The organism is Blastocatellia bacterium (assembly GCA_016713405.1).
In the GTDB taxonomy this organism is placed as follows: domain Bacteria; phylum Acidobacteriota; class Blastocatellia; order Chloracidobacteriales; family JADJPF01; genus JADJPF01.
On the sequence record JADJPF010000009.1, the window covers coordinates 56,712 to 83,392 of the forward strand.

The 26,681-nt window shown below is 34.0% G+C and carries 17 protein-coding genes, 12 tRNA genes and 2 pseudogenes; 9 read left to right on the forward strand and 22 right to left on the reverse strand.

The genetic code is table 11. The features are described 5' to 3' along the window. Nucleotides 1–10: 10 nt before the first annotated feature. From IPK14_13465 to IPK14_13525, 13 genes are all read right to left on the reverse strand, one after another. Nucleotides 11–86: transfer RNA gene (locus IPK14_13465), tRNA-Leu, on the reverse strand. A gap of 19 nt (nt 87–105) precedes the next feature. Beyond that, nucleotides 106–180 (reverse strand) — tRNA-Leu (locus IPK14_13470). Nucleotides 181–185: 5 nt separating this feature from the next. Then, nucleotides 186–259 (reverse strand) — tRNA-Ile (locus tag IPK14_13475). Between the two features lie 33 nt (nt 260–292). Beyond that, a tRNA-Lys gene (locus IPK14_13480) sits at nt 293–365 on the reverse strand. A 7-nt stretch (nt 366–372) separates the two neighbouring features. Continuing rightward, nucleotides 373–445, reverse strand: a tRNA-Lys gene (locus IPK14_13485). Nucleotides 446–458: 13 nt separating this feature from the next. Next, nucleotides 459–533: transfer RNA gene (locus IPK14_13490), tRNA-Arg, on the reverse strand. 3 nt (nt 534–536) lie between these two features. After that, nucleotides 537–611 (reverse strand) — tRNA-Leu (locus IPK14_13495). Nucleotides 612–659: 48 nt separating this feature from the next. Then, nucleotides 660–735: transfer RNA gene (locus tag IPK14_13500), tRNA-Arg, on the reverse strand. Between the two features lie 21 nt (nt 736–756). After that, nucleotides 757–840: transfer RNA gene (locus IPK14_13505), tRNA-Ser, on the reverse strand. Between the two features lie 14 nt (nt 841–854). Beyond that, nucleotides 855–937: transfer RNA gene (locus IPK14_13510), tRNA-Ser, on the reverse strand. Between the two features lie 73 nt (nt 938–1,010). Further along, nucleotides 1,011–1,093, reverse strand: a tRNA-Ser gene (locus IPK14_13515). A 44-nt stretch (nt 1,094–1,137) separates the two neighbouring features. Further along, nucleotides 1,138–1,223 (reverse strand) — tRNA-Tyr (locus tag IPK14_13520). Nucleotides 1,224–1,362: 139 nt separating this feature from the next. Next, entirely contained in the window at nt 1,363–1,665 is a 303-nt protein-coding gene (locus IPK14_13525; protein ID MBK7994356.1) for a hypothetical protein, read from the reverse strand. Nucleotides 1,666–2,140: 475 nt separating this feature from the next. On the opposite strand from IPK14_13525, the gene IPK14_13530 reads away from it, so the two are divergent. Beyond that, nucleotides 2,141–3,040 carry a metallophosphoesterase gene (locus IPK14_13530; GenBank protein MBK7994357.1) on the forward strand — a complete coding sequence of 300 codons (900 nt, stop codon included), beginning with the start codon at nt 2,141–2,143 and terminating at the stop codon, nt 3,038–3,040. A 3-nt stretch (nt 3,041–3,043) separates the two neighbouring features. On the opposite strand, the gene IPK14_13535 is transcribed toward IPK14_13530, so the two are convergent. Genes IPK14_13535 through IPK14_13545 form a run of 3 tightly spaced genes read right to left on the reverse strand, consistent with a single transcriptional unit; the run spans nt 3,044 to nt 6,696 of the window. Next, nucleotides 3,044–4,054, reverse strand: coding sequence for a hypothetical protein (locus IPK14_13535; GenBank protein MBK7994358.1), 1,011 nt, complete (start codon nt 4,052–4,054; stop codon nt 3,044–3,046). Continuing rightward, a complete protein-coding gene (locus tag IPK14_13540; GenBank protein MBK7994359.1) occupies nt 4,047–5,888 on the reverse strand; it encodes an ABC transporter ATP-binding protein in 1,842 nt (613 codons plus the stop codon). The genes IPK14_13535 and IPK14_13540 overlap by 8 nt, the downstream gene beginning before the upstream one ends. A 46-nt stretch (nt 5,889–5,934) precedes the next feature. Beyond that, nucleotides 5,935–6,696, reverse strand: a complete 762-nt coding sequence (locus IPK14_13545) for a hypothetical protein (protein ID MBK7994360.1) — start codon at nt 6,694–6,696, stop codon at nt 5,935–5,937. Between the two features lie 507 nt (nt 6,697–7,203). Between IPK14_13545 and IPK14_13550 the strand changes: the two are divergent. From IPK14_13550 to IPK14_13565, 4 genes and pseudogenes are all read left to right on the forward strand, one after another. Next, nucleotides 7,204–7,775, forward strand: a pseudogene (locus IPK14_13550) (zinc metallopeptidase). A gap of 285 nt (nt 7,776–8,060) precedes the next feature. Further along, nucleotides 8,061–8,372 (forward strand): co-chaperone GroES, encoded by a 312-nt coding sequence (gene groES / locus IPK14_13555; GenBank protein ID MBK7994361.1) that lies wholly within the window; start codon nt 8,061–8,063, stop codon nt 8,370–8,372. A 75-nt stretch (nt 8,373–8,447) separates the two neighbouring features. Continuing rightward, nucleotides 8,448–10,076 carry a chaperonin GroEL gene (gene groL / locus IPK14_13560; GenBank protein ID MBK7994362.1) on the forward strand — a complete coding sequence of 543 codons (1,629 nt, stop codon included), beginning with the start codon at nt 8,448–8,450 and terminating at the stop codon, nt 10,074–10,076. Nucleotides 10,077–10,166: 90 nt separating this feature from the next. Continuing rightward, a complete protein-coding gene (locus IPK14_13565; GenBank protein ID MBK7994363.1) occupies nt 10,167–11,348 on the forward strand; it encodes a glycosyltransferase family 2 protein in 1,182 nt (393 codons plus the stop codon). Nucleotides 11,349–11,388: 40 nt separating this feature from the next. On the opposite strand, the gene IPK14_13570 is transcribed toward IPK14_13565, so the two are convergent. Continuing rightward, nucleotides 11,389–13,083, reverse strand: coding sequence for an amidohydrolase (locus IPK14_13570; protein MBK7994364.1), 1,695 nt, complete (start codon nt 13,081–13,083; stop codon nt 11,389–11,391). A gap of 504 nt (nt 13,084–13,587) precedes the next feature. Between IPK14_13570 and IPK14_13575 the strand changes: the two genes are divergently transcribed. Then, the gene (locus tag IPK14_13575) at nt 13,588–13,974 is read left to right on the forward strand and encodes a response regulator (GenBank protein MBK7994365.1); all 387 of its coding nucleotides are present in this window, start codon (nt 13,588–13,590) and stop codon (nt 13,972–13,974) included. 11 nt (nt 13,975–13,985) lie between these two features. On the opposite strand, the gene sctV is transcribed toward IPK14_13575, so the two are convergent. From sctV to IPK14_13590, 3 genes are all read right to left on the reverse strand, one after another. Continuing rightward, on the reverse strand, nt 13,986–16,094 hold the full coding sequence (gene sctV / locus IPK14_13580) for a type III secretion system export apparatus subunit SctV (GenBank protein MBK7994366.1): 2,109 nt from the start codon (nt 16,092–16,094) through the stop codon (nt 13,986–13,988). Nucleotides 16,095–16,331: 237 nt separating this feature from the next. Next, nucleotides 16,332–16,880, reverse strand: coding sequence for a hypothetical protein (locus tag IPK14_13585; protein ID MBK7994367.1), 549 nt, complete (start codon nt 16,878–16,880; stop codon nt 16,332–16,334). Nucleotides 16,881–17,237: 357 nt separating this feature from the next. Continuing rightward, a complete protein-coding gene (locus IPK14_13590) occupies nt 17,238–18,884 on the reverse strand; it encodes a hypothetical protein (GenBank protein ID MBK7994368.1) in 1,647 nt (548 codons plus the stop codon). A 651-nt stretch (nt 18,885–19,535) separates the two neighbouring features. On the opposite strand from IPK14_13590, the pseudogene IPK14_13595 reads away from it, so the two are divergent. From IPK14_13595 to IPK14_13605, 3 genes and pseudogenes are all read left to right on the forward strand, one after another. After that, nucleotides 19,536–19,918: pseudogene (locus tag IPK14_13595) on the forward strand (DoxX family protein). A gap of 5 nt (nt 19,919–19,923) precedes the next feature. Further along, on the forward strand, nt 19,924–21,300 hold the full coding sequence (locus IPK14_13600; protein ID MBK7994369.1) for a serine/threonine-protein kinase: 1,377 nt from the start codon (nt 19,924–19,926) through the stop codon (nt 21,298–21,300). A gap of 191 nt (nt 21,301–21,491) precedes the next feature. Beyond that, nucleotides 21,492–23,921, forward strand: coding sequence for an ABC transporter permease (locus tag IPK14_13605; protein ID MBK7994370.1), 2,430 nt, complete (start codon nt 21,492–21,494; stop codon nt 23,919–23,921). A gap of 14 nt (nt 23,922–23,935) precedes the next feature. On the opposite strand, the gene IPK14_13610 is transcribed toward IPK14_13605, so the two are convergent. Next, the gene (locus IPK14_13610; protein ID MBK7994371.1) at nt 23,936–25,174 is read right to left on the reverse strand and encodes a Stp1/IreP family PP2C-type Ser/Thr phosphatase; all 1,239 of its coding nucleotides are present in this window, start codon (nt 25,172–25,174) and stop codon (nt 23,936–23,938) included. A gap of 205 nt (nt 25,175–25,379) precedes the next feature. Next, complete coding sequence (locus tag IPK14_13615; protein MBK7994372.1) at nt 25,380–26,657, reverse strand: inner membrane CreD family protein; 1,278 nt, start codon at nt 26,655–26,657, stop codon at nt 25,380–25,382. Nucleotides 26,658–26,681: the final 24 nt, after the last annotated feature.

Sequence of the window (26,681 nt, forward strand, 5' to 3'; positions counted from 1 at the left end):
TAAGTTTTAATACGGAAGAAGGGATTTGAACCCTTATAAAAGCAGGGTTTTGAAGCCTGTGCGTTTGCCAGTTACGCCACTTCCGCAAAAGTAATTTTTGCAAAATGCGGATGAAAGGATTTGAACCTTCAAAAACAACGCTCTCAACATTGCATGTCTACCAAGTTGCATCACATCCGCAAAAATAGATCCGACAGGGCTTGAACCTGTGACCTGACGCTTATGAGGCGTATGCTCTAACCAACTGAGCTACGGATCCAGAAATTAGACTGTAAAAATTAAATTTTTTGAGTAGACCCGGCAGGCATCGAACCTGCGACCCCACGCTTAAGAGGCGTATGCTCTGCCAACTGAGCTACGAGTCCAAACAGATGAATCCGACAGGAATCGAACCTGTGACCCACTGGTTAAAAGCCAGTTGCTCTACCGATTGAGCTACGGATCCAACTTACTTAAGGTCAACCCGACAGGACTTGAACCTGTGACAGTGAGTTTAGGAAACTCAAGCTCTTATCCAACTGAGCTACGGGTTGAGATACGGAAGGTGGGATTTGAACCCACAGAAACTAGATTCTAAGTCTAGCGCGTTTGCCAAGTTACACCACTTCCGCAAAATTAAATGTCAGGGAGCGCACACATCTTGTGTGCATTTTTTTTGATGAGTCTGATAGGATTTGAACCTATGACCTTAGGCTTCGGAAACCTACGCTCTAAATCCTACTGAGCTACAGACCCATTATTTTCTAAAATTTCTAACGGAGAGTGAGAGAGTCGAACTCTCAAGCGTTATCAGCGCGGCAGTTTTCTAGACTGCTGCCATACCAGTTAGGCGAACTCTCCAAAGTTTTTAATGACGGAGATGATAGGAGTTGAACCTACATAAGCTTTCACTTAACGGGGTAGCAAGCCGTTGCCATACCAATTAGGCGACATCTCCAAAGTTTAGAAAAAACAAGTAAACTTAAAATTTTAGGGAAAATATTTAGTTGTCAAAAAACAAACTTAACAAACGGAGGTGATAGGAGTCGAACCTATACGAGTTCATTGCTCGACAGTTTAGTAGACTGCTGCCATACCATTAGGCAACACCTCCAAACCTTCAAAACTATCAAAAAACTATCAAGGGACTTTTCAAGATGCAGAAGAAAGGAGTTGAACCTTCAAACTTCACTTAAGAAGAACGGTTTTACAGACCGCTTACCTTGCCACGTGGATACTTCTGCGTAATATTTTTTCAAAAACCAAAAGCGGATTACCCTGCTGCTTTTTTGCTACAGGGTAATCCGCTCCAAAAATGTTCTAAAATCTATATATTTAACTGATTTCAGGATTTCAGGAGCGAGAGACCCCGCTCCCGCTAGTTTATAATTTTGTATAATTGTAAAAATAACCTAATGTATTTACTATATTTGCTTCAAAACTAATGCTATCTAATTGATTTATAGTAAGATAGCTATTTCTTTTTTGACTAGTTTGTCTATCTTTTCTATTTTGTTTATCTTTGCCTGCGACTGTTCCTAACATTTCTACTTTAGCTGCTCTAAAGGATTTGGCTTCGGATGTTAGGCTACGCCCATCAACATCAACTGAAAAACACGGCAGATTATTAAGTTGTTCAACTAGTAAACCGTTTATCCTTTCTGCTGCGTGTTGATTTGGTCGCATGACTTTTCTCCTAAAGTTATTTTTGATAAAATATTGTATTGATTTAATTTACTGCTTTTTATTTTTGCTTGTCTGTTTGACTTGCGCCTTTTCTAATAGCACCTGCTGTGCCAAACGAGGGAAAACTTGCAAAATTTTTAGCAGAAAAGTTTAAGTCTTAGAAAACAAAGGATCTTAATTTTTGCAGCAGTTTTAGCTTGTTTATCTTGTAGGCTAAAAATTATATATATAAATCTAGTAGTTTAGAAAATTATCTAGGCTTATAATTTGTTAGTGTTTTGAAAGTTTTGTTTTGGCAAAAATAAATTGCAAAAAACTGCAAAAAGTTGCAAAAACAGGAAAAAGTTTTAGCTATGTTGAGTAACTAATTAGTAGTTTGGTAGCATCTAATTGGGCAGTGTCTAAGCTATTGAGAGCCAAAAATCCATAAAAACTAATAAACTTAAAATTTCATATTTTTAATCGAGGTGTAATTGTGATTAAAAAAGAAGATATTCGTCCGCTTATTCTCTCAAGAAGAGAAATAATTAAATCTATTGGCGCAGTAGCACTTAGCACATTAATTAGTCCTTCATTTAGTCCTTCTTCATTAATTAGTGCAAGTCCTGTTAAAAATGAATTTCGCTTTATTGTTTTGGGTGACTGGGGCTGTGGTAGTGATGAGCAGTTGAGAGTTGCTAAACAAATGTTGCTAGCTCATCAAAATAAACCTATAGACTTTGTGTTAACGGTTGGAGATAACATTTATAGAACTGGTAAGAAAAAACATTATCCTGAATACTTTGAAAAAACTTACGATGGATTGCTTAAGGATGAAGTAAAGTTTTTTGCTACTTTAGGAAATCATGATGTTATTGATGGTCGATATGATCAAATCAATTACCCAATGTTTAATATGGGTGGAAAAGGTTTTTATACATTAAAAAGAGGCCAAGGTTTAGTTGAATTTTTTATGCTGGATGCAACTAGCATAGATAATGAACAACTAGCCTGGTTTGAAAATGCACTTAAAAATAGCAGTGCGTTATGGAAAATAGCTTTATTTCACTTTCCAATTTACTCATCAGGTTCTCATCATGGTTCAGACGAAAAGCTAAGAAAAATACTTGAACCTTTGCTTATAAAATACAATGTTAAGACTGCATTTACTGGACATGAACATATTTATGAACGGGTTAAGCCACAAAATGGAATTCAGCATTTTGTTACTGGTGGTGGAGGAGCAAAACTTTATGGAATAGAGTCAAAAAGTTCTCTTACGGCTGCTAGTTATGTTGGATGGCATTTTATGTTGGTAGAAATTAACGATAAAGGCATATCCTTTCAAACAATTAGCGATATGGGAAATTTAGTTGATAGCGGAATAATAAAATAAAAATTAAAGATTAGTTAGGTGATTTATCTTATTTCGTAAAACAGAAACAAATTTTTTGGCCTCCTCTGGCTTATAATCAGCAGAACGGAAAGCTTCCATAAGTTGCTTATCAGAAAGTTTAGACAGTAGGCTACCTATCCATTTAACAGACCCGACAGGAACATTTTTAGCAATGTTTCCTGCTTTAGTTCGCTCAAAATAATAAGTTGGGTGGAAGATAAAAATAAATAATGGGCGTATGTTAAACGCAAAATCTACGCCTTGTTTATCTACATTTTCAATAAATTTGCTTTTGCTAAAGTCCTTAATATTATTTTTTGAACGACCAAACATTTCAACGCCTGCTTTTCCAAATGACGCACCTAAATCACTTACATAATATTTTAGATGTCCATCACTTTTTAATGCAACATTGTTAACTTGTTTAAGATCCCAATTATTAATCAAAATCATCATCACTTTTAAGCCGTCAAATTCTTTAGTACCAATAAAAGGATTGTCATGCCATTTCCAACGGCCTAAGCGTTTATCTTTTCTAACAAGTTCCATTCTTGCGCCATAAATGGTTTTAGAAATGCGCTTTTTAGGATTTTCTGTAGGATAATTATCAACCTGAATTTTGGGTAAATAATATGTTAGGTCAGTGTAATAGCCTGCTGCCCAAAGCAAGCGGACAGCAACGGTTTCTGGTTGTGCTTCCTCGCCGATTTTTGCTTTCCATTTTATTCCTTTAGCATCTTCAACAGTAAATTTTTCTTGTGTTCCGCTAGTGTCTTTTTTTAGATATTTGAAAGGGCCTACAGGCATATTTTCAATTCCACCTTCGCCCAAATAAAGGTCTAGTGATGAAATATCATTTGGTTCTTTCCATAGAGCATCAATTGTAGGCTTAGTTTTTTTAAGCTCTTCATTATTTGCAAAACTGTAAGTTGGTTGTGCAAGCAAAGTGCTTACCAACATAAATATTAAAAGCATCAAAGAAAGAATTTTTTCTAGAAAATCATTATTAAACATATGTCACCTCTTTTTCCTTGCTGCTAGAAGAATAGGTAGTGCTATAGGTTTTTTCTATTTCTGTTTCTTTGTTTTGTATTTCATAGAGTTGAGCATATAGTTTGTTTTGTGCTAAAAGTTCGTCATGTGTGCCAGACTCGACTATCTCGCCTTGTTTTACAACAAAAATATTATCAGCATGTTTTATGGTAGAAAGACGATGTGCAATAACAATTGTTGTCCTACCTGCCATAAGGCGTTCTAAAGCTTCTAAGACAAGTTGTTCTGATGCTGCATCAAGTCCTGATGTCGGCTCGTCAAGAATCAATATTGGAGCATCTCTTATAATGGCACGAGCTATTGCAATTCTTTGGCGTTGACCAAAAGATAAAGTTACTCCACGCTCACCTATTAGAGTATCAAAGCCTTTTGGCAGTTTTTCTATAAATTCAGTAGCGTTAGCAAGTTTTGCTGCACGACGAATTTCTTCACAATTTGCATCTGCTTTTCCATAAGCAATGTTTTCCCATATAGTTGCACGGAAAAGATAAGGATCTTGAAGTACAAAACTAACTTGTTGACGTAAAGAGTCAATTGTATAGCTACGAACATCTTTTCCATCAACAAGAACTTTCCCACATAACACATCATAAAAACGAGGTATAAGGCTTGTAATTGTAGATTTACCGCTACCCGTAGGCCCAACAAATGCAGCAAATTGCCCAGGTTTGATATTAAAATTTATTCCTTTTAGATTAAGCTGATTTTGATCATAACTAAAATGAACATCATTAAAACTTACTTCACCTTTTAATCTTTCAGCTACAGTTGCATTTGGAAGTTCTGGAACTTGGTTTTCAGTTTTCATTATCTCAAGAATACGTTCAAGCCCAATTTGTGCTTTTGAAGTTGTATCAATCATTTTAGAAAGATCTTTCATAGGCTTGTACATCATCTTTAAGTAAAGTAGAAAAACAATTAAATCGCCTGCTGATAATTGATTGTTAAGAACTAAACGCGCACCATACCAAAGTACAATGGAAGTTCTAAATGCAGTAAGTACATCTACAATAGGCGAAAGTCTTGCTTTAAGGCTACGTGCAAGAAGTGTTAGACGAATGCTTTCTTCTGTTTCTTTTTTTAATCTTTCTACTTCATAGTTTTCTTTAGTAAAAGCTTTAACAATACGAATTGAAGAAAGAACTTCTTGTATTAAAGAAACAATGTCGCCTTCTTTTTTTCTAACATCACGAGTAGCATTTTTGATGCTACGGGTTAGACGATAAACTTGGTAAAAAAGAAGCGGTGTTATTGAAAGAGCAATTAAAGTAAATTGCCAATTAACATAAAACATTACTCCAACCATTCCTAGCATCATAAAAACATTGATTACCATTCCAAGAAAAGCTGTAGAGACAAAACTTTGTATTGCATCAATATCGCTTGTTACTCTGCTAAGAAGATCACCAGTTTTTGCACGGTCAAAATATGAAAGGGAAAGTTTTTGCAAGTGATCATAAACTTTTTGTCTAAGATCTAGCATTACCCATTGACCAGCGTTTATTGTTAAGGATTTTTCAACAAAAGACATAACTCCGCCCAATATTGCTACTAAAAGAGCAGCAACAAGGGCGAAGTTTAAAATATCTAATTTTTCGCTTCCAAAAAAAGCAAAAACATAGTCGTGTATCCAGTTTGGTAGAGGTTTTGAACCTATTACATAATCGATAACAATTTTTATAGGCCAAGGCTCAAGAAGTTGTGCTATGCCTGCAATAATCACCGCAACTAGGGCAACAGATAAAGATTTCCAATGGGGTTTAATTATATGTTTACCTAACAGCGATTTATTCATAGTCTTTCCTTCACTTTCTGCTAAGAAGTTTGGGGCAAGATTACTTTTAACGCCTTAAGAAAAACTTTTTAATATCTGGCCCAAACTCTTTAATAACGACGAAATTTATTACATCAAAAGTAATTCTATTCCTAAATCTCCTAAAAGTTGGATCAAGTCCAACTCTAGTGCTTTCTGGGGTGTTGCGTTCCCATAGATTAGACAATGCAACTGCTGAAAAGTTGCCAAGCGTTCTGGAGTAATTAAATTGCAATTCTCCATTATCTCCATTAGTAACAAAGACTCGGCTTGCAGACAAAAGACGTTTGCCAAAACTTCGATCTTTAGATGGTTGATAATGAGGGTTTTGCTTAAAAATAATTGGATAGACACCTGAAACTAATAAAGCTCTGCTGCTACTGTTACCATAATTAATTGCAAAACGGGAAAATCCATCAACAACTTTGTCTTCTGTGTCTTTACCTGGAAAAGGTTCTTTTGTTTGTTGGCGAATTGTATTTAATGCTGGAAAAACATATCTACCAGGAGCAAGAAAAGCTCTATTTAATCCATAATTAAGTTTTTCCTTCGCGCTAAGTCGCATTTCATATTTTGGAATAAGTTGAGATGGTTTTTGTGGATCTGTTAAATCAGGTGAATTTCCTATGTCAGCTTTAAAATTTGAAGGGGTGATTTCAATTGGAATGCCATAAAACTTTATAGGGTTTTTGACATCTGTTTTGCTATCTTGGGAAAAAGCAACTTGAGAAAAGCAAATACAAATAATGAAAGCAAGAAAGGATTTAAGAAATAAACTTGACTTTTCCATAAGCTTCCTTCCTTTCTATATCTATAAGGCAAAATTAAATGCAAAGATCTGAGAATCTCTCAGTTTGTTGTTTTTAAGAGCAATGACTATGCCAAAGCTTATTGTTTTCTTTATAATTACTTTAATAACTTATCTATAAATAGTTGATAACTAAATGGATATTAGTTTCATTGAAATGTTTTCTACAAACTTACCTAAATATCTAAATTAAGAAGTTGGGAAAATTTTTGGAAAGGTTGGGAAATTTTGCTAAAAGGCATATTATTATTAAATATAATAATAATATACATTATATAAAATTAGAAAATAATGGTAATCATATATTATAATGGAAAGTATTTAATAAAATATAAATAGTCATTTTAGAATTGTTTGTTTGGGATTTGTAAAATGCAATTACAAATGAGTGTCCACTAAGTTTGCAGATCGTCCACAACCAAAATTTTTAATTTACATCTAAAAAGGCAGAAAAATAAAAAAATTAAGCTTTCTTAGGAGAAGAAAAATATGTTGACTTACTTTATTTTTGCATTACCAGCATTGCTTTTAGCAATAATTGCTCAATTTTGGGTAAAAAGAGCTTATTCAAAAGCTTCTGAAATTGAAAGCTATTCAGGTATGACAGGTGCTGAAGTGGCAAAGACAATTTTACATCAAAATGGAATTTATGATGTAAAAGTAGAAGTAACTCATTACAACATAATCAAGGTTATTTACCTATGTATATTCGTAGTGCGTTAGTTCCTGTAGCAAGTTTTGGTACTAATTTTGCTTACTTTATTTTTATTTTTGGGTTGATTTTAGCTAACTTTATTTTTGTTGGTAAAGCGTTGATGATTGCAGGGATTATTCTATTTAGTGCAGCGTTTCTTTTTACCTTAATTACATTGCCAGTTGAGTTTGATGCTTCTAGCAGGGCAGTTGCGGTTTTATCAAAAAACGGATTTTTATCTAATCAAGAATTAGTTCCTGTAAAAAAAGTTTTAACAGCCGCTGCTTTAACCTATGTTGCCGCCGCTGCACAAGCCTTATCTTTACTACTTTGGGCTGTTAGTGAATATAGCAGAACAGACGATTAGAATTATAAAAAAGTAATATCCTTAAAATATGGTGGTTCAAAAATAGCCTAGTGATTAGTTGCTAGGCTATAAGTTTTTTAAACCATTGAGTAAATTTTAATCTATAAGTTGGTCGGAAAAATTTTTCTAAAAATTGCTAATTGCCTATTGACAAAAGGAGTTCGATTTATATAATTAGCACTCAGTTGAATTGAGTGCTAATTATATAAATAAATTTTAGCAATAATTTTCTAATTTAATTCAAATTAATCTTAAGAAAAGGAGTAAGTAAAGTTAATTATGGGAATGACTTTAAGACCCTTACATGATCGTATTTTAGTTAAACGTGTTGAAGAAAAAGAACAAATTCGTGGTGGAATTATTATTCCAGACACAGCAAAAGAAAAACCTCAAGAAGGTGAAGTAATTGCAGTTGGTCAAGGTAAAGTTTTAGACAATGGTACAAAAGTTGAAATGGCAGTAAAAGCAGGTGATCGCGTCCTATTTGGCAAATATTCTGGTTCAGAAGTAAAACTAGACGGCCAAGAATACCTAATTATGCGTGAAGATGAGATCTTAGGCGTAATTGAAGGCGTTAGCAAAACTCAAGGCGCGTAAGAGTGACTCTTAAAAACTACTAAATAAACAATTAATTCTAAAAATTTAAAAAATCTTAAGGAGAAAGTATTATCCATGGCAAAGCAAATCATTCATGGTGAAGACTCAAGACAAGCAATTTTACGTGGCGTTAACAAACTCGCCGATGCAGTTAAAGTTACTTTAGGTCCAAAAGGACGCAATGTTGTAATAGAAAAGAAATTTGGTGCTCCTACAATTACTAAAGACGGTGTCACCGTAGCAAAAGAAATCGACTTAAAAGACCCACTAGAAAATATGGGAGCGCAAATGGTGCGCGAAGTTGCTTCTAAGACTTCCGATGTTGCCGGTGATGGTACTACTACCGCAACCGTACTTGCTCAAGCAATTTTTAGAGAAGGTGTAAAATCTGTTGCTGCTGGTGCTAATCCAATGGCACTTAAGCGCGGAATTGAAAAAGCTGTAGAAGCTGTTGTAAAAGAAATCGAAAAAATGTCTAAACCAGTTAGCGGGGATGCAGTTGCTCAAGTAGGAACAATTTCTGCTAATGGTGATGTTAAAATCGGCAAAATCATTGCTGAAGCAATGGATAAAGTTGGAAAAGATGGTGTTATCACAGTTGAAGAATCAAAATCCTTAGACACAGTTTTAGAAGTTGTTGAAGGTATGCAATTTGATCGTGGTTATCTTTCACCCTACTTTGTAACAGACCCAGACCGCATGGAATCTGTACTTGAAAATGCTTTCTTGCTTTTAAGCGAAAAGAAAATCTCTTCAATGAAAGATTTACTCCCACTTTTAGAACAAGTAGCTCGTCAAGGCCGACCTCTATTAATCGTTGCTGAAGATGTTGAAGGCGAAGCTTTAGCTACTTTAGTAGTCAACAAACTTCGTGGAACTTTACAAGTTTGTGCTGTAAAAGCTCCTGGTTTTGGCGATCGTCGTAAAGCAATGTTAGAAGATATTGCTGTATTAACCGGTGGTAGAGTAATTAGCGAAGACTTAGGTATCAAATTAGAAAACGTTAAGATTGAAGATTTAGGACATGCTAAGAAAGTAACCGTTGACAAAGACAATACAACCATTGTTGAAGGTGCTGGTAAAGCTGCTGATATTCAAGCTCGCGTTAATGTAATTCGCAATCAAATAGAAAACACAACTTCTGATTATGATCGTGAAAAATTACAAGAAAGATTAGCTAAATTAGTTGGTGGTGTAGCAGTAATCAAAGTTGGTGCAGCTACAGAAACCGAACTAAAAGAAAAGAAAGCTCGTGTGGAAGATGCAATGCATGCTACCCGCGCTGCTGTTGAAGAAGGTATTGTCCCAGGCGGTGGTGTCACCTTTATTCGCGCACAAAAAGCTTTAGAAAGCTTTAAATTAGAAGAGCAAGATGAACAAACAGGTGTTAGCATCATTCGTCGAGCATTAGAAGAGCCATTACGTCAAATTGTTAACAATGCTGGCCGTGAAGGTGCTGTTATTATTGAACACATTAAAGCAGAAACAAATGTTGCTATAGGATTTAATGCACAAACAGAAAGATATGAAGATTTAGTTGCTGTTGGTGTTATTGACCCAACTAAAGTTTCCCGTACAGCATTGCAAAATGCTTCTTCTATTGCTGGTTTAATGTTAACCACAGAAGCTTTAGTTTCTGAAATTCCTGAAGAAGAAAAAGCTCCTGCTATGCCAAATCCTGGTGCTGGTATGGGTGGTTTCTAAAAAATTTTTACAGCAAAGTAAAAATTTATTCTCGTCAAAACTTAAAGGCCGTCTGCAAAGGCGGCCTTTAACATTTTTATAACTTAAAATATGATTTTATTTTATATATTTGCCATTTTGCTAATTATTCAGAGTTTAATTTCCTTAAAACAAGGCTTTGATTATTTAAGTTATTTTCAAAAATTTAGTTATAAAAAAGATTTTATACCTCGTGTTGCTATTATTGCTCCTTGTAAAGGCTTGGATGCTTCAATGGCTGAATATTTTAAGTCTTTATTTGAGCAAGATTATCCAAACTATCAAATTACATTTGTTGTAGAAAATTCTTTAGACCCAGCACTTAGAGAGATTAATAAATGGCAAGCTCTTTATCCAAAAATTCAAACAAATTGTGCGATTGCTGGAACAAGTGATAAATGTGGTCAAAAAGTACATAACCTAAAAGTAGCAATTAATTCACTTGATCAAAATGTTGAAGCATTTGCTTTTGTAGATTCAGATGTTTGTTTACCTAAAACTTGGTTAATGGCTTTAATTGCTCCTTTAGCAGATAAAACGGTTGCTGCTACAACGGGTTATCGTTGGTTTGTTCCTACAGATAACAGACTAGCTTCTTTGCTGCGCTCTATTTGGAATGGCTCAATAGCTACTAGTTTGGGGGATCATCAAAATAATTTTGCTTGGGGTGGCTCAATGGCAATTTTGCGCTCAACTTTTTACAAAATTGATGTAGAAAGGTATTGGCAAGGAACTGTTAGTGATGATTACGGTCTGACACAAGCCGTTAAAGCTTCAAAACAAGCAATAAAGTTTGTTCCTAGTTGTTTAGTTCCTTCTTTAGGAGGTTGTAGCTTTTCAGAATTACTAGAATTTACTACCCGCCAAATTATTATTACAAAAGTTTATTCAAAGGCTCTTTGGTTGTTATTATTTATTTCTAATAGTATGTTTAACCTAGTTTTTTTTGTAGGTTTAGTATTAGGAATAATTTTGTTTATAAAAGATTTTAATTTCTGGCCGCTTTTGTTGGTGTTAATTATTTATTTTTTAGGTATTTGGAAAAGTGTTTTAAGAATAAAAGCTATAAAATTAGTTTTAACAGACTATGAAAAAATTATTTCTCAAAAACTATTTAGCTATTATTTTTTCTCTCCATTGGTTGCACTAATTTTTGGTTATAACCTAATAATGTCTCTTGGCAGAAATCAAATAACTTGGCGAGGAATTACCTATAAACTTATTTCAAATAGCGAAACAATAGTGATTCGTTAGGCTGCAATTCTTTAATTGCAGCCTCTTTAATCTAAAAACTTTATTTAAGACTATCAAAAAGAATTTCACCATTAACTATAGTCATAAGGCATTTAGTTTTAAGAATTTCTGGTTCAGAAATGGTCATAATGTCAGCAGATAAAATTGTTAGATCAGCTAGTTTTCCAACTTCAATAGATCCTTTGATTTGTTCTTCAAAAGCCGCTTGTGCGGGCCAAATGGTTAGCATTTTTAATGCTTGTTGGCGTGAAACTTTTTGTTCAAGGTGCCAACCCTCACCACTAAAGCCTTTTTGGTCTTTACGAGCTACAGAAGCATAAAATTCAATCATTGGTTCGCCACGCTCTACAGGTGCATCAGAACCAGCAGCAATTATTACTCCTGTTTTCAACAAATCTTGCCAAGCATATGCTCCAGAGAGTCTTTCTTGCCCTAGTCTTTTAGGAGCAAAATGCAGGTCACTAATTGCATGAGATGGTTGCATAGAAGCAATTATCCCAAGTTTAGAAAATCGATTAAGATCTGATGAGTTAAGCACTTGAGCATGTTCTATTCTCCAACGAGGGTCGGATAATTTTCTGTCTTTTTCTGGCACTGTTGCAAAAGCTTTTTCATAAAGGTCTAAGATTGTTCTATTTGCACGATCTCCTATTGCATGTGTTTGTACTTGAATACCTGACTTTAACGCTTTTACCAACATAGGGAACAGAACTTCTTCTTTATGAATTAAAAAACCGCTAGTATCAAAATCAGAATAAGGGGCAAGTAGTGCTGCACCCCTTGAACCAAGCGCACCATCAAACACAACTTTTATAGTCCGAAAGTTAAATAAGCCGTCAAAGCTTCCAGCCGTCGCGCCTTCTTTCATTAAGCGTTCAGCATCAAAGCTTGGGCCGTGAATAGCTTTATGAATACGTAGCTTTATTTTCCCTTCTTTATAAAGTCGTCTAAATAATTCAACTTCTGCATAAGTTCCACCTGCATCATGAAGCTGACACCAGCCAAGCTCAATACTACGTTTAACACCCACTAAAACAGCCTTTTCTATATATTCCGGTGTTAGGGCTGGGATGTGTTTAATTACTAGGTCATGAGCTTTATCCAAAATCATTCCTGTAGGTTCTTTAGTTTCTTTATCTTTAAGAATTTCTCCCCCAAAAGGGTTAGCTGTATCTTTATTAATACGAGCAATTTTTAATGCCAAACTATTAACCACAGCACCATGTCCGTCGGCACGTTCCAAATAAACTGGATTGTTAGGAGAAATTTTATCTAAATCATACCTGGTAGGAAATACAGCAGGCTGCCAGAATGTCTCAATCCAACCTAAACCTGTAACCCATTCACCTGGTTTAACTTGCTCAACTCTAGCTTTAACTTTTGCTAAAAAATCATTTAAGCTAGTAGTTCCTTCTAAGTTAAGCGTAAGTTCTCTAATTCCAATTTCCCTAAGATGACAATGGGAATCTGTAAAACCTGGAACAACAGTATTTCCTTTCAAATCAATAACTTTTGTTATTTTAGATTCATATTTTGATACTTCAGAATTTTCACCAACAAAAATTATTTTATTACCTTTAATGGCAATGGATTCAGCTTTTGACTGGCGATCATTAACCGTGTAAATATTACCATTTTTAAAAATTATATCGGCAGTTTCAGCCTTTTTAGCTGGTAAAACAGGAGTTGTTAAAAAGAAACAAGTAAAAATTAAAATTAAACTTAGAATTTTCATGATTTTGTACCAATAGAATATAGTTTTTAGATTGTTTTAGATTATCTAAAAATCTATTAAGGTCAAGGTTTAAGAGCTATTTTGTATAAATAGTAAAAGAAAACCATACTTAAAAATAAATGGCAAAAATTAGTAATTCTTAGGGAACCAAACAGGGGGTAAAGCGTGTCTAATAAGTAAAAGAATTTACCTTTTTGTTTCTGATAAATTATCTCAAAATAAGATTTACTTAATATTTTTAGAAAAATAGTTGTCAAAAATGGCATTTTTGATCTGTTAAAATTTGGCAAAATGCCAAAAATGGCGACAAAAAATTACCAAATTTAAGACAAACATTTTGAACCATTAAAAATAACTTGGGTTATATCTTATTGATAAAATGTAAGATACAGGATTAAAAAAAGGCTCTTAGGCTAAAAAATAATAAATTTTAGGTTTGGCATAATAATTGAAGAGAAGCAAAACATACAAACCTAAAAATAAAATAATTCGGGAGATACCATAATGAACAAAAAGCCATTAAAAGTCTTAGTGTTAGAAGATGAAGCTTATCGTCGTGAAATGATAGAACCTCTTTTAGAAGAACAAAAGATCTATTGGGCTAAAGATTCAACAGAAGCCCTTGAAATGCTTGATATAGTTAAATTTGATTTGATTTTACTTGACCATGACCTTGCTAATCATAGTTGTGGATGTGCTGTAGCCACAAGATTAGCTAATAAAAGTTGCTTAAATTATGGTACTAAAATAGTTGTTCATTCAATTAACACAAGTGGAATTAAAAGAATGATGAGACTATTAAAAAATATTCCTATTCGTATACCTGTTTTTAGTTTACCTGAAAGTTTACCAGAAGTTATTTCATCTTTAACTTTGTCTCCTAGTGCATAAATGCTGGGCAATTACCTTAATTGCCCACGGCTAGCTTGCAGAGAAATTCTAGCTAAAGGTTGAATAGATAATTCTGGTGCTAATTCTTGATAAGAAAGTACAGCTAAATTACGAAATTCTAGTTCTGCAATACGTCGAACAAAGCGACGAATTTCTTGGTCAGTTACAATAACAGGTTGTTGGGCAGTAGGGGGTAAATTCCCAATCTCCCGTCGAAATGCTGCCAATATATCTTGGGTAATTGCTGGATCAAGCGCGATATAAGTTCCAGAGGAAGTACGGCGAATTGCTCCACGAATAGCATCTTCAATTTCTGGATCAAGAACATAAACAAACAATATAGGATTCCCACCAGTGTAACGAAAACTAATATAACGCTTTAAGCTAGAGCGCACATATTCAGTTAACATAATGGTATCTTTTTCTACACGTCCCCATTCACTAAGGGATTGAAGGATACTTTTCATATCCCGCACAGAAATTTCTTCTTGAACCAACCGTTGTAATACTTCAGTTAATTGATAAATAGAAATAACTTTAGGCACAGTTTCTTGGACTAGGTTGGGAATTGCTCGACTTAAGACGCTTAAAGTGTTTTGTGTTTCTTGAATTCCAATAAATTCATTAGCATAGCGTTTAAGAAAACCTGTTAAATGTAGCAAAATAACTTCTTGAGGTTCCCAAACAACTAAACCAGCATTTTTAGCTAAATCCCTTTGTTCCATTGGCACCCAAGCAGCCGGCTTACCTGTAGCAGGATTTTTAATGTCAATACCTTTAAGCCCATAAACTCTAATATTTTCTGAACCATCATTGACTAAAATATGACCTGGAACAATTTTTCCTATTTCAACAGGCACTTCTTTTAATCTAAATAAATAGCTATTTTCTGCAACAGGAGCATTTCCTGTTACTTGTACACCAGGAAAAATAACACCTAATTCTTGATAAAGCAGTTGGCGCATTTTAGGAACAAGGTCACTTAAGAATTTACCTTCTTGGTTAAGGTCAATTAATGGTGTAAGGTCTTTGCTAACCTCAACGGAAATAGGAACAGTTAAAGAAATTTGAGGATCACGAGAACCTTTTTGCTTATTTTCGTCTTTGTCCTTTCCTTCGGCTGCTTCACCAACTACAGGAACACCAGTTTTAAGTGTGCTATAGGCAATACCACCAGCAATAAAAGCCATAATAAAAAAGGGAATAGAAGTAGAAGGGTGGACAAAAAAGAATGTTAGACCAAAAATTCCTAAAATTGCTGCTGCAATACTTATTGCTTTAGGTTGGGCAAGGATTTGTTGGCTTATGTCTTTACCTATGTTAGATGTGCTATCTTCTGTTGCTACACGAGTTGTAACAATACCAGCAGACACAGCAATTAGCAATGAAGGGACTTGAGCAACTAATCCATCACCAATAGTTAAAATTGTATAAACTTTAACTGCACGTGACATTTCCATTCCACGCATTAAAACGCCAATAGTTAAACCACCAATGATGTTAATTAGAGTAATGATAATGCCTGCAATAGCATCACCTTTAACAAACTTCATTGCACCATCCATTGAGCCGTGAAGTTGAGATTCACGAGCTAAAGCATTACGACGACGGCGAGCCTCAGTCATATCAAAAGCACCTGCACGTAAATCAGCATCGATACTCATTTGTTTTCCTGGCATTGCATCAAGGGTAAAACGAGCAGCTACTTCAGATACACGCTCCGAACCTTTCGTTATTACCAGAAAGTTAACAATTGTAATAATTAAGAAGACCACGCCACCTACTACAATATTACCCCCTACAACAAACTTACCAAAGGTTTCAATTACTGCTCCTGCATCACCTTGTAACAAAATAAGACGAGTAGCTGCAATAGAAAGACCTAAGCGAAATAATGTGGTTAGAAGTAAAATAGTAGGATAAGAAGCTAATTGTGTAGGTTCAGAGATATAAATAGAAACCATTAAAATAGCAAAAGCTAAAGTTAGATTACAAACCAATAAAAAGCTTAATATAAATGTTGGTACTGGTAAAATCATTAAGGTTAAAATCATTAATACCAGTATAGCCATAACAATATCGCTATATTGAGTAATTACTCCAGCGACATTGCCAGCCATTAATTCAGTTTTAATCTCTTTAAAAGACTTGAGCATATCTTCAAACACGACTTTAGCTCCTTATTTTAAGTAGTTAAATTAATAGGTTGGGTTTGTTGTAGAGCAATTTTAGCGATTTACTTTGGAGATTGCTATCAAAAATTTAGCTAAATAATTTGGCTAAAACAACAAAGCTTAATTTTTAACAAAAAAGGTGGGAAAATAAGGTAGCTTCCAAAACTACCTTATTTTTAGCATTTATAATACAGGTTCTTGACCTTGATCAATTTGGTGTTGTAACTCTTTAATTAGTTCATTCATTCCAATAATGATTGCTCTTGCACGATTAGCAGCAGGGTCATTTTGGTTAGGATCAAGTTCAATTGCGCGTTTTAAGTCATCGCTTGCTGCCTTAAATTCTGCACGTTTTAGAAAGATTTCTGCACGGTTAACATGAGCAGAGATATCTGTATCATTAAGGCGAATAGCTTCATTAAGTTCTATCAACGCTTCATCATGTTTTCCTTCAGCAGTTAATACAGTTCCAAGAGCAGAACGAGCTAAGGCATTATTCTTATTTAATAATACTGCTCCGCGAAAAAGATCTTCAGCCTCAGAACGTCGGCCTTGTTGATACATTAATGCACCAACTGTTAGTATGGCATTAATATCATCATCTTTTATTCCAGAAATTTCTTGTAGTGTAACTTTTCCTTCTACTACGTTGGATAAATAGTTTAACCCTTCACGAATTTTGTCTTCTGTGCTTAGGTCTAAATTTTCCAATATATTTTCTGTCCCTGACATTTATTGCCTCCAGTAGTTTTATAATTTCTTATTTCCCAACAAAATAGGACACTCCTCTTAATTAACTAAAAATTTGTTATTAAGAATTTTTCTAAAAATTAATACTATTAATGGAAAGTACAAATATTATTAATTGCTTATTATTAAATGGAGTTTATTTTGTACGAGAAGCAGATATTTTAAGCTATCAGTACCCTGCAAGCAAGCAAGATTTTTGATAGCTTGCCGTTTTAATTCTTAAATAAACCATAAAATCAATAAATTAAGCTGTATAGTAGAACTCATGTTGCTTTTTTACTATACAGCTTGTTAATTTTCGGGTGTATTATGAGATTACAATTGACTTAAGTAAAAATTTTAGGCTTGTTGGGATAAACCAATAGGAGTGAAATAGTAATTTTGTACTCCAATGGGTAGTAATGAGCCGTTAAGAGTATCAAGAACTCCTCTTTGACGTTGGTTAAATCCTTGTTGTTGAGATAATTTATCAAGGTTATCGCCAAGTTGTTGATATAGTCCTAATACATCAGGAAGTCCACCATTAGCAATTTGTTGCTGTGCATTTTGCAATTTGCTAATAGAGTTTTGGACAACATTTTTAGCATCATCTTTAAGATTACCTAGTTGGTTAAGTTGTTGGAAAGCTGAAGTTAAATTTTGCAAGTTTACATTATAGTTATTTCGTCTTGCAGCATTAGCAGGATCAGCATAAAAGGCTGTTAAGCGTTGTTGTGTTTGTTGAGAATTTTTAGCTACATCTAGATATTGTCTTACACCTGTTGTTCCACTAAAAGTTGCTTGTGGTGCAGTATTAGCAGGAACAGGGAAACCACCGTTGAAAAATACTGTTTGGCTACGACCATCACCTAGAGGGACATTGATAAATTGTAGTTTGTCAGCAGAATTTACTTGGTAATTTATTTTATTGGTATCAATATTATTTAAACCAATAGTTTTTAAGTATTTAGTTACATCTGCACCAAAAACTTGTGCAGGGTTGGCTTGAGCTTGGGAAAGAGGATTTTTGCGAACAGTATCAAAAGCTGGTAGTGGGAATCCTGCTGCTGCGGCTTGATCAGGTGTTGGGCGCATTGCTGGTGCTGGAGTGATAGGAGTTCCTGCTACTGGTACTCGGTTAGTATCATAATTAGAAGCACCAATGGCTAAAATGTTAACACCGGTTTTGACTAAATTCTTTTGATTTTGGTTTAAGTCACAACTGCTATCAAGTGCGCGATAAGCATTTGCTACTTGTGCATAAATTTGACGTGGGCTAGGTGCTGGAGCATTGACATCAGAAAGTGCGTTGTAAGCAGTTTTTAAGTTATTGATTGCAGAATCAATTTTACCTTTTAATTTATCATCTAAATTTCCAGAATTTCTTAATGTTGTTAAATTACTTGCTAAATTAGCTAAATTGACTGAATAATTTTTTCTTGATGTTAAATCGCCTGCATAAAGGTTTTGTACACTTTGAAGTTGTGTATCAGAAAGAGGTTGAGCAGATTTATAAAATGATAAAGTTCCTGCTTTGTCAAATGCCATTCTAGGTAGAGTTGCTACGCTAGTTGCTGGAAAACCTGCTGTATAAAAACTTGTTGCTGTACCACCGCCCTTAAATGAAATTTGAGAACTTTGTAAAACATTAGCAGAATTAACTGTTGCTACTGTTTTATTATCTCTAAATCTATCAGTTGGGAGTGAAATAGTATTTTTTAAGAAAGTGTTAACTTGTGGGTTAAAAACTTCTCTTGGTTTTAGAGAAGGGCTTGGAGGTGGTTGAGTGTTGCTGTTGTTGCTGCTAAGAAGGCTAGTTGCACTTTGTTGTAGTTGCATTCTTAGTAAGGATGCACCAAGAAAACTAGTGTCTTCCCGACGAACTAATTCACCAGTATTTGCAGGTGTTTGGGATGTTTCTAAATTGGTGTTAATACTTTGTTGATTTTGGTTGATTGAATCGATATTGCGTAAGTTAATACTAGAGTTAATACTATTGATAGACATGTTTTCTCCTGTAAAATAATAAAATAATTTTTACGCTATAATGGATTTAGCGTAAGTTTAAGATACCAAAATAAATGAGGATTTCCAGTTGATAAGCACAAACAAATAAATAAGTTAGAACAAAGTTGGAACACTTGTAGAGGAAAGTGATACGAGAAAATAATAAATTAAATAATTAATAAAAAACTTGTTCTTTAATGAAAAACTACTTTATAAATTAAAAAAAAGAAAAATGTAAAAAAAGATAAATTTGTTTAGGGCTTAAATTGTAGGGGCAGCAAAATTTTACCAATTAAATTACTAAAGATTTATAGATTAAAAGATTTATAGATTAAAAGATTTATAAGTTGATTTAATTGATTTATTTATTAATATTTAATTAACTGGTAGGCAACCTGTGTGCCACAGAGCAATAATTTTTCCTGAAATCGACATATCTATTGTATTTTTTATATTTTAGTTAAAACTATCAAAATTCATAAAGTAAAAATAAGATAGCATATTTCAGGCTAAATTATGTAAAAAAATACATGGTAAATATTTATTGCTATGTAAAAAATACCTGGTAGGTCAATGGTTTGTGGTTTTTGATATTTTCTTGTAGGATTTAGCGAAGTTACTTATTTAATAACATTTTAGGAGCAATTTATAATGACAAGGTCTTTAATACTTTTAGCCATACTCTTTATTACTGCTGGAATAATGCACTTTGTAAACCCACAATTTTACTTAAATATGATGCCTCCATATTTACCTTATCATTTAGAGTTGGTTTATATTAGTGGGGTATTTGAAATTTTAGGAGGTGTTGAGTATTAGTTCCTTTTGCACGTAAATTTTCTGGTTATGGTTTAATTGCGCTACTTGTAGCAGTATTTCCTGCCAATATTCAAATGTTAATAAATCATCTGAATGCTGGAGGGTCAACAGGCGCAACAATAGCTTTAATAATTCGGCTTCCAGTGCAAATTTTACTAATTTATTGGGTTTACCGCTGTTGCAAGCTTAGTTTAAAAACAAAACAAGGACAGTAGTTTTTATGTCAACAAACACAGAAAAAACTTTAACCCCAGGGCAAACCTTTCATGGTTTATTGATTCATAGCCAACTTGGAGAAGGAGCAATGGGAACAGCTTATTTAGCTAGTCACCCAATTTTACAAACACCTTTAGTAGTAAAAACTTTTAAGACAACAAACGACTTAAGTATTTTTAGAGAGGCTCATTTAGCAGCACGAGTTTCTTCACCAAATGTTGTTAGTGTTTTAGATGCAGGCTTTGAACAAGGCATTCCTTTTGTAATCCAACGTTATGTTGATGGTATTGATTTATCAGAATTAATTTCTTACTTAAAAAGAACTTCTTGGAAATTACCAGTTAGCATTGTTTGTCAAATTATTATTGATGTTGCTAAAGGTTTGCACAATATTCATCAAGCAGGAGTTATTCATAGAGATGTAAAACCTGCTAATTTGTTTTTATGTGGAAATGGTATTACTACAGTAGGCGATTTTGGAATTGCAATAGATTTATCAAGAGAAGTTGATAGTGCATCTTATTTAGATTATTTAGCTGGAACTCCTACTTTTATGGCACCTGAACAATGGTTGCAAGAGGGTTTAGATCGTCAAACAGATGTTTATGCTTTAGGAGTAACGGCACATGTTTTAGCTACTAACCAAGTTCCTTTTAAGGGACAACATTGGCAAGAACTACATCTAGCTCATACATCATCACTTTATCAATCTCCAAAAGCAGAAACACCAGCAGAAGCCTATCTTTTTGCTGTAATTGAAAAAGCACTACAGAAAAAAATTACAGATAGATACTCTACGGCTGAAGCTATGGCACAGGTCTTAGAAAGAATTACTGAACCAACTCCACAGTTTACTTTGATTAGTCAAGATTTAGCTCAAATTGGAGCAATAACAGTTGAATTAAAACAAGGAGATTTAACTCAAGAATCAACAGATGTCATAGTTAATGCAGCCAATACACAACTAACTATGAAGTTAGGTGTTGCTAATTCTTTACGAATTGCTGGAGGTGACATCATTGAGCAAGACGCGTGTAAACAAGCTCCCGTAAAAATGGGTGAAGTAATTTGGACTAAAGCTGGTAACTTGCGTGTTAAATATATGGCTCATGCCGTTGCAGCAATGGATGGAGCTATTTGTTTGCAAAGAACAACCTTACGTACTTTAATGGGAGCAGAATTAAGAAATCTTAGCTCAGTTGCTTTTCCTGCCTTAGGTACAGGTATAGGAGATGTTCCAATGGATTTAGCTGCTAAATTAATGTTAGAAGCCATTCAAACTTTTGCATCTCTACGACCGCGAAATGTGCGCTTAATTCGGATAGTTTTATTTGGTGAAACAGCATTTAGTCGTTGGCAATATATATTAAATTCTATGTAATTAAGTAGTTTATCTAGTGACCACTTTTGAAAAAAATAGTCCCAAAATCGAACATAAGAGCATTAGTAATTTTATTATATATATGATTCTAAGCTTTTTATTTACAAGAAATACAAATAGCTGAAATACTGGCATAGTAATTGGTAATTGTTAGGTGTTTTGAGTTCTCACTTAGCTTTGGAGGTGGTTAAATGGAAACACTTTGGCAAGATATCCGATATGGCCTAAGAATGCTTGGAAAAAGTCCTAGTTTTACTATTATTGCTATTGCCGCCCTAGCTTTAGGTATAGGTGCTAATACAGCAATTTTTAGTATTATTTATGGCATTATTCTAAAGCCACTTCCTTATCAAGACCCTGATAGCCTGGTTTTTGTGCAATCTCATAATCCTACTAGCGGAATCGCTCCTTTGGCTGTAACTGTCCCGGCTCGCTATGAAGGTTGGCGAGATCGCAACCATGTTTTTGAAAATTTAGCTGGACGTAGAACAAAAAATTTTAATATCACTATTGATAAAGAACCTGAAAGGGTATTAGGTGATCAAATTACTTATAATTACTTTGATACTCTTGGTGTAAAACCCTTAAAGGGTCGTTTCTTTTTTAAGGAAGAAGACAAAGCTGGTAATGCTCAAGTAGTTATTTTAAGAGAAGGTTATTGGCAGGAACGCTTTGGGGGAAATATTGATGTAATTGGTCAAAAAATTACAGTGAATAACAATAGTTATACAATTGTTGGTATTGCCCCTAATGATCATAGAAATAATAATTTTAATATTTTTGTTCCTTTAGCTTTAGAACCAGAAAAAGAAATTCGAGGTTTTCATAACCTTCAAGTAATTGGACGATTAAAATCAGGTGTAAGTATTAGCCAAGCAGAAGCAGAAATAAAAACTATTGCTGAGGCACAGGTACAAGAAGATCCTAATGTTAATAGTGGTTGGACGGTAGTACTTACACCAATGCACGAACTAATTGTTAAAGATGTGCGACCTGCTCTAATGATTTTACTATCAGCAGTTTTCTTAGTTCTAATGATTGCTTGTGCCAATGTAGCAAACTTAATTTTAGTTAGGGTTACTATTAGAGAAAGAGAAGTTGCTATTCGTGCTGCTTTAGGAGCAGGACGCTTAAGGCTAGCTCAGCAGTTTTTTACTGAAAGTTTATTACTTTCAGTAATGGGGGGCGTATTAGGTATTTTGTTAGCAAACTTATTGGTTACTATTTTTATTAAGTGGAATTTAGTTCTTTTACCAAGAGCAAGCGAAATACAAATTAATCTTCCAGTATTATTTTTTACAGTTTTAGTTTCTATTTTAACAGGGGTTATTTTAGGTCTAGTTCCAGTATTGCAAGCTTCAAAAGCTAATTTAGGTGAAGTGATGAAAGAAAATACTCACACTGCAACGGGTTGGCGTGGTAGAAAAATTAGTAATATTTTAATTGTTAGCGAAGTAGCTTTGTCCTTAGTTTTACTTATTGGAGCAGGGCTTTTAATTAGAAGTTTTATGAAAATTCAACAAGTAGACCCTGGTTTTAATCCTAATAATGTTTTAACTACTCAATTTGCTTTACAAGGCAGCGTTTATCAAGATGGCGACAAACAGCTAAATTTTCATAAACAAGTTATAGAAAAAACTACTAGTTTGCCTGGGATTGAGGTTGTTGCTACCTCTACATCAGTTCCTTTATCAGGACAAAACCCTAAGATTCGCTACAGCGTAGAGGGCCAACAAGTAGATTTTAACAATATTCCTTTTGCTGCGAGTGCTGATATAACACCAGATTATTTTAAGGTGATGGGTATTCCTTTAATTAGAGGAAGGTTTTTTACCGATCAAGATAATATCAGTAGCGATAAGGTAGTAATAGTTAATCAAACTATGGCAGAGAAGATTTTTCCTGGTCAAGATCCTATTGGAAAAAGAATTACTCGCGGTGTTCCTGATGAAAACGAGACTCCAGAATGGAGCCAAATTGTTGGTGTAGTTGGGGATGTAAAAATGGCTCAACTAAGTGAAAAATTTGAAAGCCAAATGTATTTTCCTTTTTATCAATACCCAGAAGATTTTGCTTTAAGAAGTACATTCTTTTTAATAACACGTACAAAAGTTGACCCAAATAGCCTTATTAAAGGTGTTAGAGAACAAATACTTAGTGTAGATAAAGATCTACCTGTATTTAACACAAAAGTCTTATCTCAAATGGTTTCAGATTCTTTAACTTATGCAAGGTTTTTGATGACTCTATTAGGTATTTTTGCTTTTTCAGCTTTAATTTTGGCAGCAGTAGGAATTTATGGGGTTATTTCTTATTCGGTAGCACAAAGAACACATGAAATAGGGATTCGACTAGCTTTAGGTGCGCAAACTTTTGATATACTAAAAATGGTATTAAAAGAAGGTTTAGGTTTAACTCTATTAGGCATTGGTGTAGGATTAGGAGTTTCACTAGCACTTAATCACTTAATGTCAAATTTGTTATATGGAGTAACTACAACAGATCCAACAACATATGTAGCTATTATATTAATTTTAGTAACTATTACTTTAGTAGCTATTTATGTACCAGCAAATCGAGCAACTAGAGTTGACCCAATAATTGCATTAAGACGTGAGTAATTGACTAAGTATTTTTATTGTTTTTTGTTTGACGTTGCACGAAAAATATTTTTATTACATTCATTAAGTGCTGCTCGTAGTTGTGAGAGTGCTGGAACGGCAGACTTTAAGCCTTCAATAGAATGTTGTAATGCAATATCAAGACGGGCTTGCTTTAGTTGCCATTCAGTATATTGATCTAGATCATTAAGTTGTTGTTCTAAAGCTAGTTGTAGGGTTTCAATGTAATCTGCTAAAGCTGTGGCTTGTTCTTCTAACTGTAGGCGATTAGGATAATTACTATCTGAAACTCCGGCTGTATCTTTAACTCTAATAGTAGTTTTAAAATTAGCTGGGCCACGTTGTTCAGAGGATAACTTACGAGTATCTCTTACACCCATATCTGCAACATGATCAAAAACATTAATTACTTTTATATAAGAAATTAGCTCTTCTGGTGCTGGACTAGCTTCTAAACCATCTCCATCAAAATGAGCAACTACTAAAGTAATATTATCTTCTCCACCACGATCTTTAGCTAAATTAACCATTTTATTTGAAGCTATTTCTAAACTTAAGCTTTGTCTTAAAATTGTAAGCATTTCTGGGGCAGAAATTTTTTCTGATAATCCATCACTACATAAAAGTAAAATATCTCCTGCTGCTAGATCTACAGCCGTTAAAGCTACTTTTACTTCTTGTTGACCGCCAAGAGATTGCAAAATCATATTTCTTTGTTTGCTAGATTTAGCCTCTTCGCGCGTCATCAACCCTTGTTCAATCATTAACTCTAGCCAACTTTGGTCTGTAGTAATTTGTTTAATTCTGCCGCCACGTAAAATATAAGCGCGAGAATCTCCTATTTCAGCAATATAAGCACGGTTTCCTTCAATTAAAGCAGCAGTTAAAGTTGTAGCCATTCCACGATATTGAATATGACGGCGGCCCGTGTCCCAAATATGCTGGTTAATTTGCTGAATAGCTCGCATTAATCTTTCTGGAGAGCCTACACCAGGAAAATGCAGAAATTCTTCTTTTAAGCCATTAATTGCTAGTTCTGATGCTACTTCACCGGCTGCCGCGCCTCCCATACCATCAGCAACTGCAAGCAATACCCGATTATCAGTAACTTGACGAGTAAGAGTTTCATTAGGTAGAGGAGTAAAACCATCTACTAAATCAGACATAAAAAAATTATCTTCATTATTTTGTCTGACACAACCAACATCAGTTTTTCCATACATTCTTACTTTAATAAGTTTTTTTCCTGGCAAGATAGTTTCTCCTGCTAATTAAATTAGATATGTTTTGATTAGTGTTAAATCTTAACTTTGATGTGCTGTTATAGTCTAGCTGGAAAATAAAGGAAAATCTATCTTAGAGAAAATTTTTGCAACGAATTTGTATTGGATAGGTTGAAGAATAGGTGTAATTAACATCAGGGCTATAAACCCTGATGTTAACTTTGCTTTATTGCTTTTACTGAGCTTGAGTTGATTCTTTATTTTTATCTTTGTCTTCTTTAGGGATATAAACCATTTTGGTAGCAAATTTTTCTTCCCAACGTATACGACCAGTTAATTGCATTACGACAAATAAAGTTAGAATAGACCCTATAGTAATTGACAGTCCAGTAAAACCTTTGAAAAAGAAAGCATAAGAAAATAAAACTAAGTAAACAAATTGTGCTAAAGCTGCTTCACGAATGGCAAATTGTGTTCCTACAACTAAACGTAAATAACTGATAACTAAGAAAATAGAAACTACCGAACTAATAGCAAATGACATATGAATTGACATATGATCAACTAGATAAGCAAGTAATAAGTGGAAAGCAAAAAAACCTGTTGCAATAAAGAAATAGTTCATTGGATGAATTTCAATATTGCGTAAAGTAGTTATAATAAACATTAAAAAGAAAAAGAAAAATAATGATACTGGGGCAAAAAAGCTAATTTGTCCTGCAAGCGGGCCGGGTTGTAATTTTTCAGGCATTGCCATACCAATTCTAAAACCTGACACTAAGCTTTTATATGACCAAGCCATTTCCCATCCTTTAGCATTTTCTAGTTTTTCTGCTGGGGATAAAGTATTTTCAGGAAAATCAATGTCCTTAAAATTAGTAGTCATTTTTAGTGAAAAATCTTTAACCTGGGTTACTTCACTACCAAAATTGTAATACCAATTATTTAAGCCTTGTGAGCGGTAAGCTATTTTTAACGTAGCCATTTGTCCAGCAGGAACTTGAGCAGTTGCGGTTGCTACATTACTTTGATTAGTTAAATTTACTGCTATATCATTTACTGAAAAAACTAAATCAGCATAAATTGCGTTTGAAGAAGGAAAATAAAAGGAAAAAGTTATTTTCTCACCATCAGTGTTATTAAGAAATTTGTAAGTCCCATCAAAGTTGACTTTATATGTACTATACCAAAGCAGTCCTTTTTGACGATGTTCTAGATCAAAATCTACCTTAATGTCAGTGCTTTCTAAAGGTAGAATACTTGTAATTTTTTCATCTACATTTCTTATAACTACTTTTCCATCTTCTACAGTTTTTACTTCTCTGGTAATAGTTTTTTCAAAAAATGCACTAGGAGGGGTTTGATTATGCTCTGATCCCCAAGTAGAAGCCACTTTGTCATTTAATCTATCATCTAGCGAGTAAGTGCGGGAAAAAATTGTTGCTCCTAAAACCATCCAAGCAACAGTAGTAAACAAGTAAATAATTGCAATAGCAATAATTCTCTTAACCATTTGTTTTGCTCCTTAATTTTTATT

Excerpts from the sequence above, each read along its gene's own strand:
- IPK14_13525 (MBK7994356.1), bottom strand. The coding sequence starts at position 1,665 with ATGCGACCAAATCAACACGCAGCAGAAAGGATAAACGGTTTACTAGTT.
- IPK14_13535 (MBK7994358.1), bottom strand. The coding sequence starts at position 4,054 with ATGTTTAATAATGATTTTCTAGAAAAAATTCTTTCTTTGATGCTTTTA.
- IPK14_13540 (MBK7994359.1), bottom strand. The coding sequence starts at position 5,888 with ATGAATAAATCGCTGTTAGGTAAACATATAATTAAACCCCATTGGAAA.
- IPK14_13545 (MBK7994360.1), bottom strand. The coding sequence starts at position 6,696 with ATGGAAAAGTCAAGTTTATTTCTTAAATCCTTTCTTGCTTTCATTATT.
- groES (MBK7994361.1), top strand. The coding sequence starts at position 8,061 with ATGACTTTAAGACCCTTACATGATCGTATTTTAGTTAAACGTGTTGAA.
- groL (MBK7994362.1), top strand. The coding sequence starts at position 8,448 with ATGGCAAAGCAAATCATTCATGGTGAAGACTCAAGACAAGCAATTTTA.
- IPK14_13565 (MBK7994363.1), top strand. The coding sequence starts at position 10,167 with ATGATTTTATTTTATATATTTGCCATTTTGCTAATTATTCAGAGTTTA.
- IPK14_13570 (MBK7994364.1), bottom strand. The coding sequence starts at position 13,083 with ATGAAAATTCTAAGTTTAATTTTAATTTTTACTTGTTTCTTTTTAACA.
- IPK14_13575 (MBK7994365.1), top strand. The coding sequence starts at position 13,588 with ATGAACAAAAAGCCATTAAAAGTCTTAGTGTTAGAAGATGAAGCTTAT.
- sctV (MBK7994366.1), bottom strand. The coding sequence starts at position 16,094 with ATGGCTGGCAATGTCGCTGGAGTAATTACTCAATATAGCGATATTGTT.
- IPK14_13585 (MBK7994367.1), bottom strand. The coding sequence starts at position 16,880 with ATGTCAGGGACAGAAAATATATTGGAAAATTTAGACCTAAGCACAGAA.
- IPK14_13590 (MBK7994368.1), bottom strand. The coding sequence starts at position 18,884 with ATGTCTATCAATAGTATTAACTCTAGTATTAACTTACGCAATATCGAT.
- IPK14_13600 (MBK7994369.1), top strand. The coding sequence starts at position 19,924 with ATGTCAACAAACACAGAAAAAACTTTAACCCCAGGGCAAACCTTTCAT.
- IPK14_13605 (MBK7994370.1), top strand. The coding sequence starts at position 21,492 with ATGGAAACACTTTGGCAAGATATCCGATATGGCCTAAGAATGCTTGGA.
- IPK14_13615 (MBK7994372.1), bottom strand. The coding sequence starts at position 26,657 with ATGGTTAAGAGAATTATTGCTATTGCAATTATTTACTTGTTTACTACT.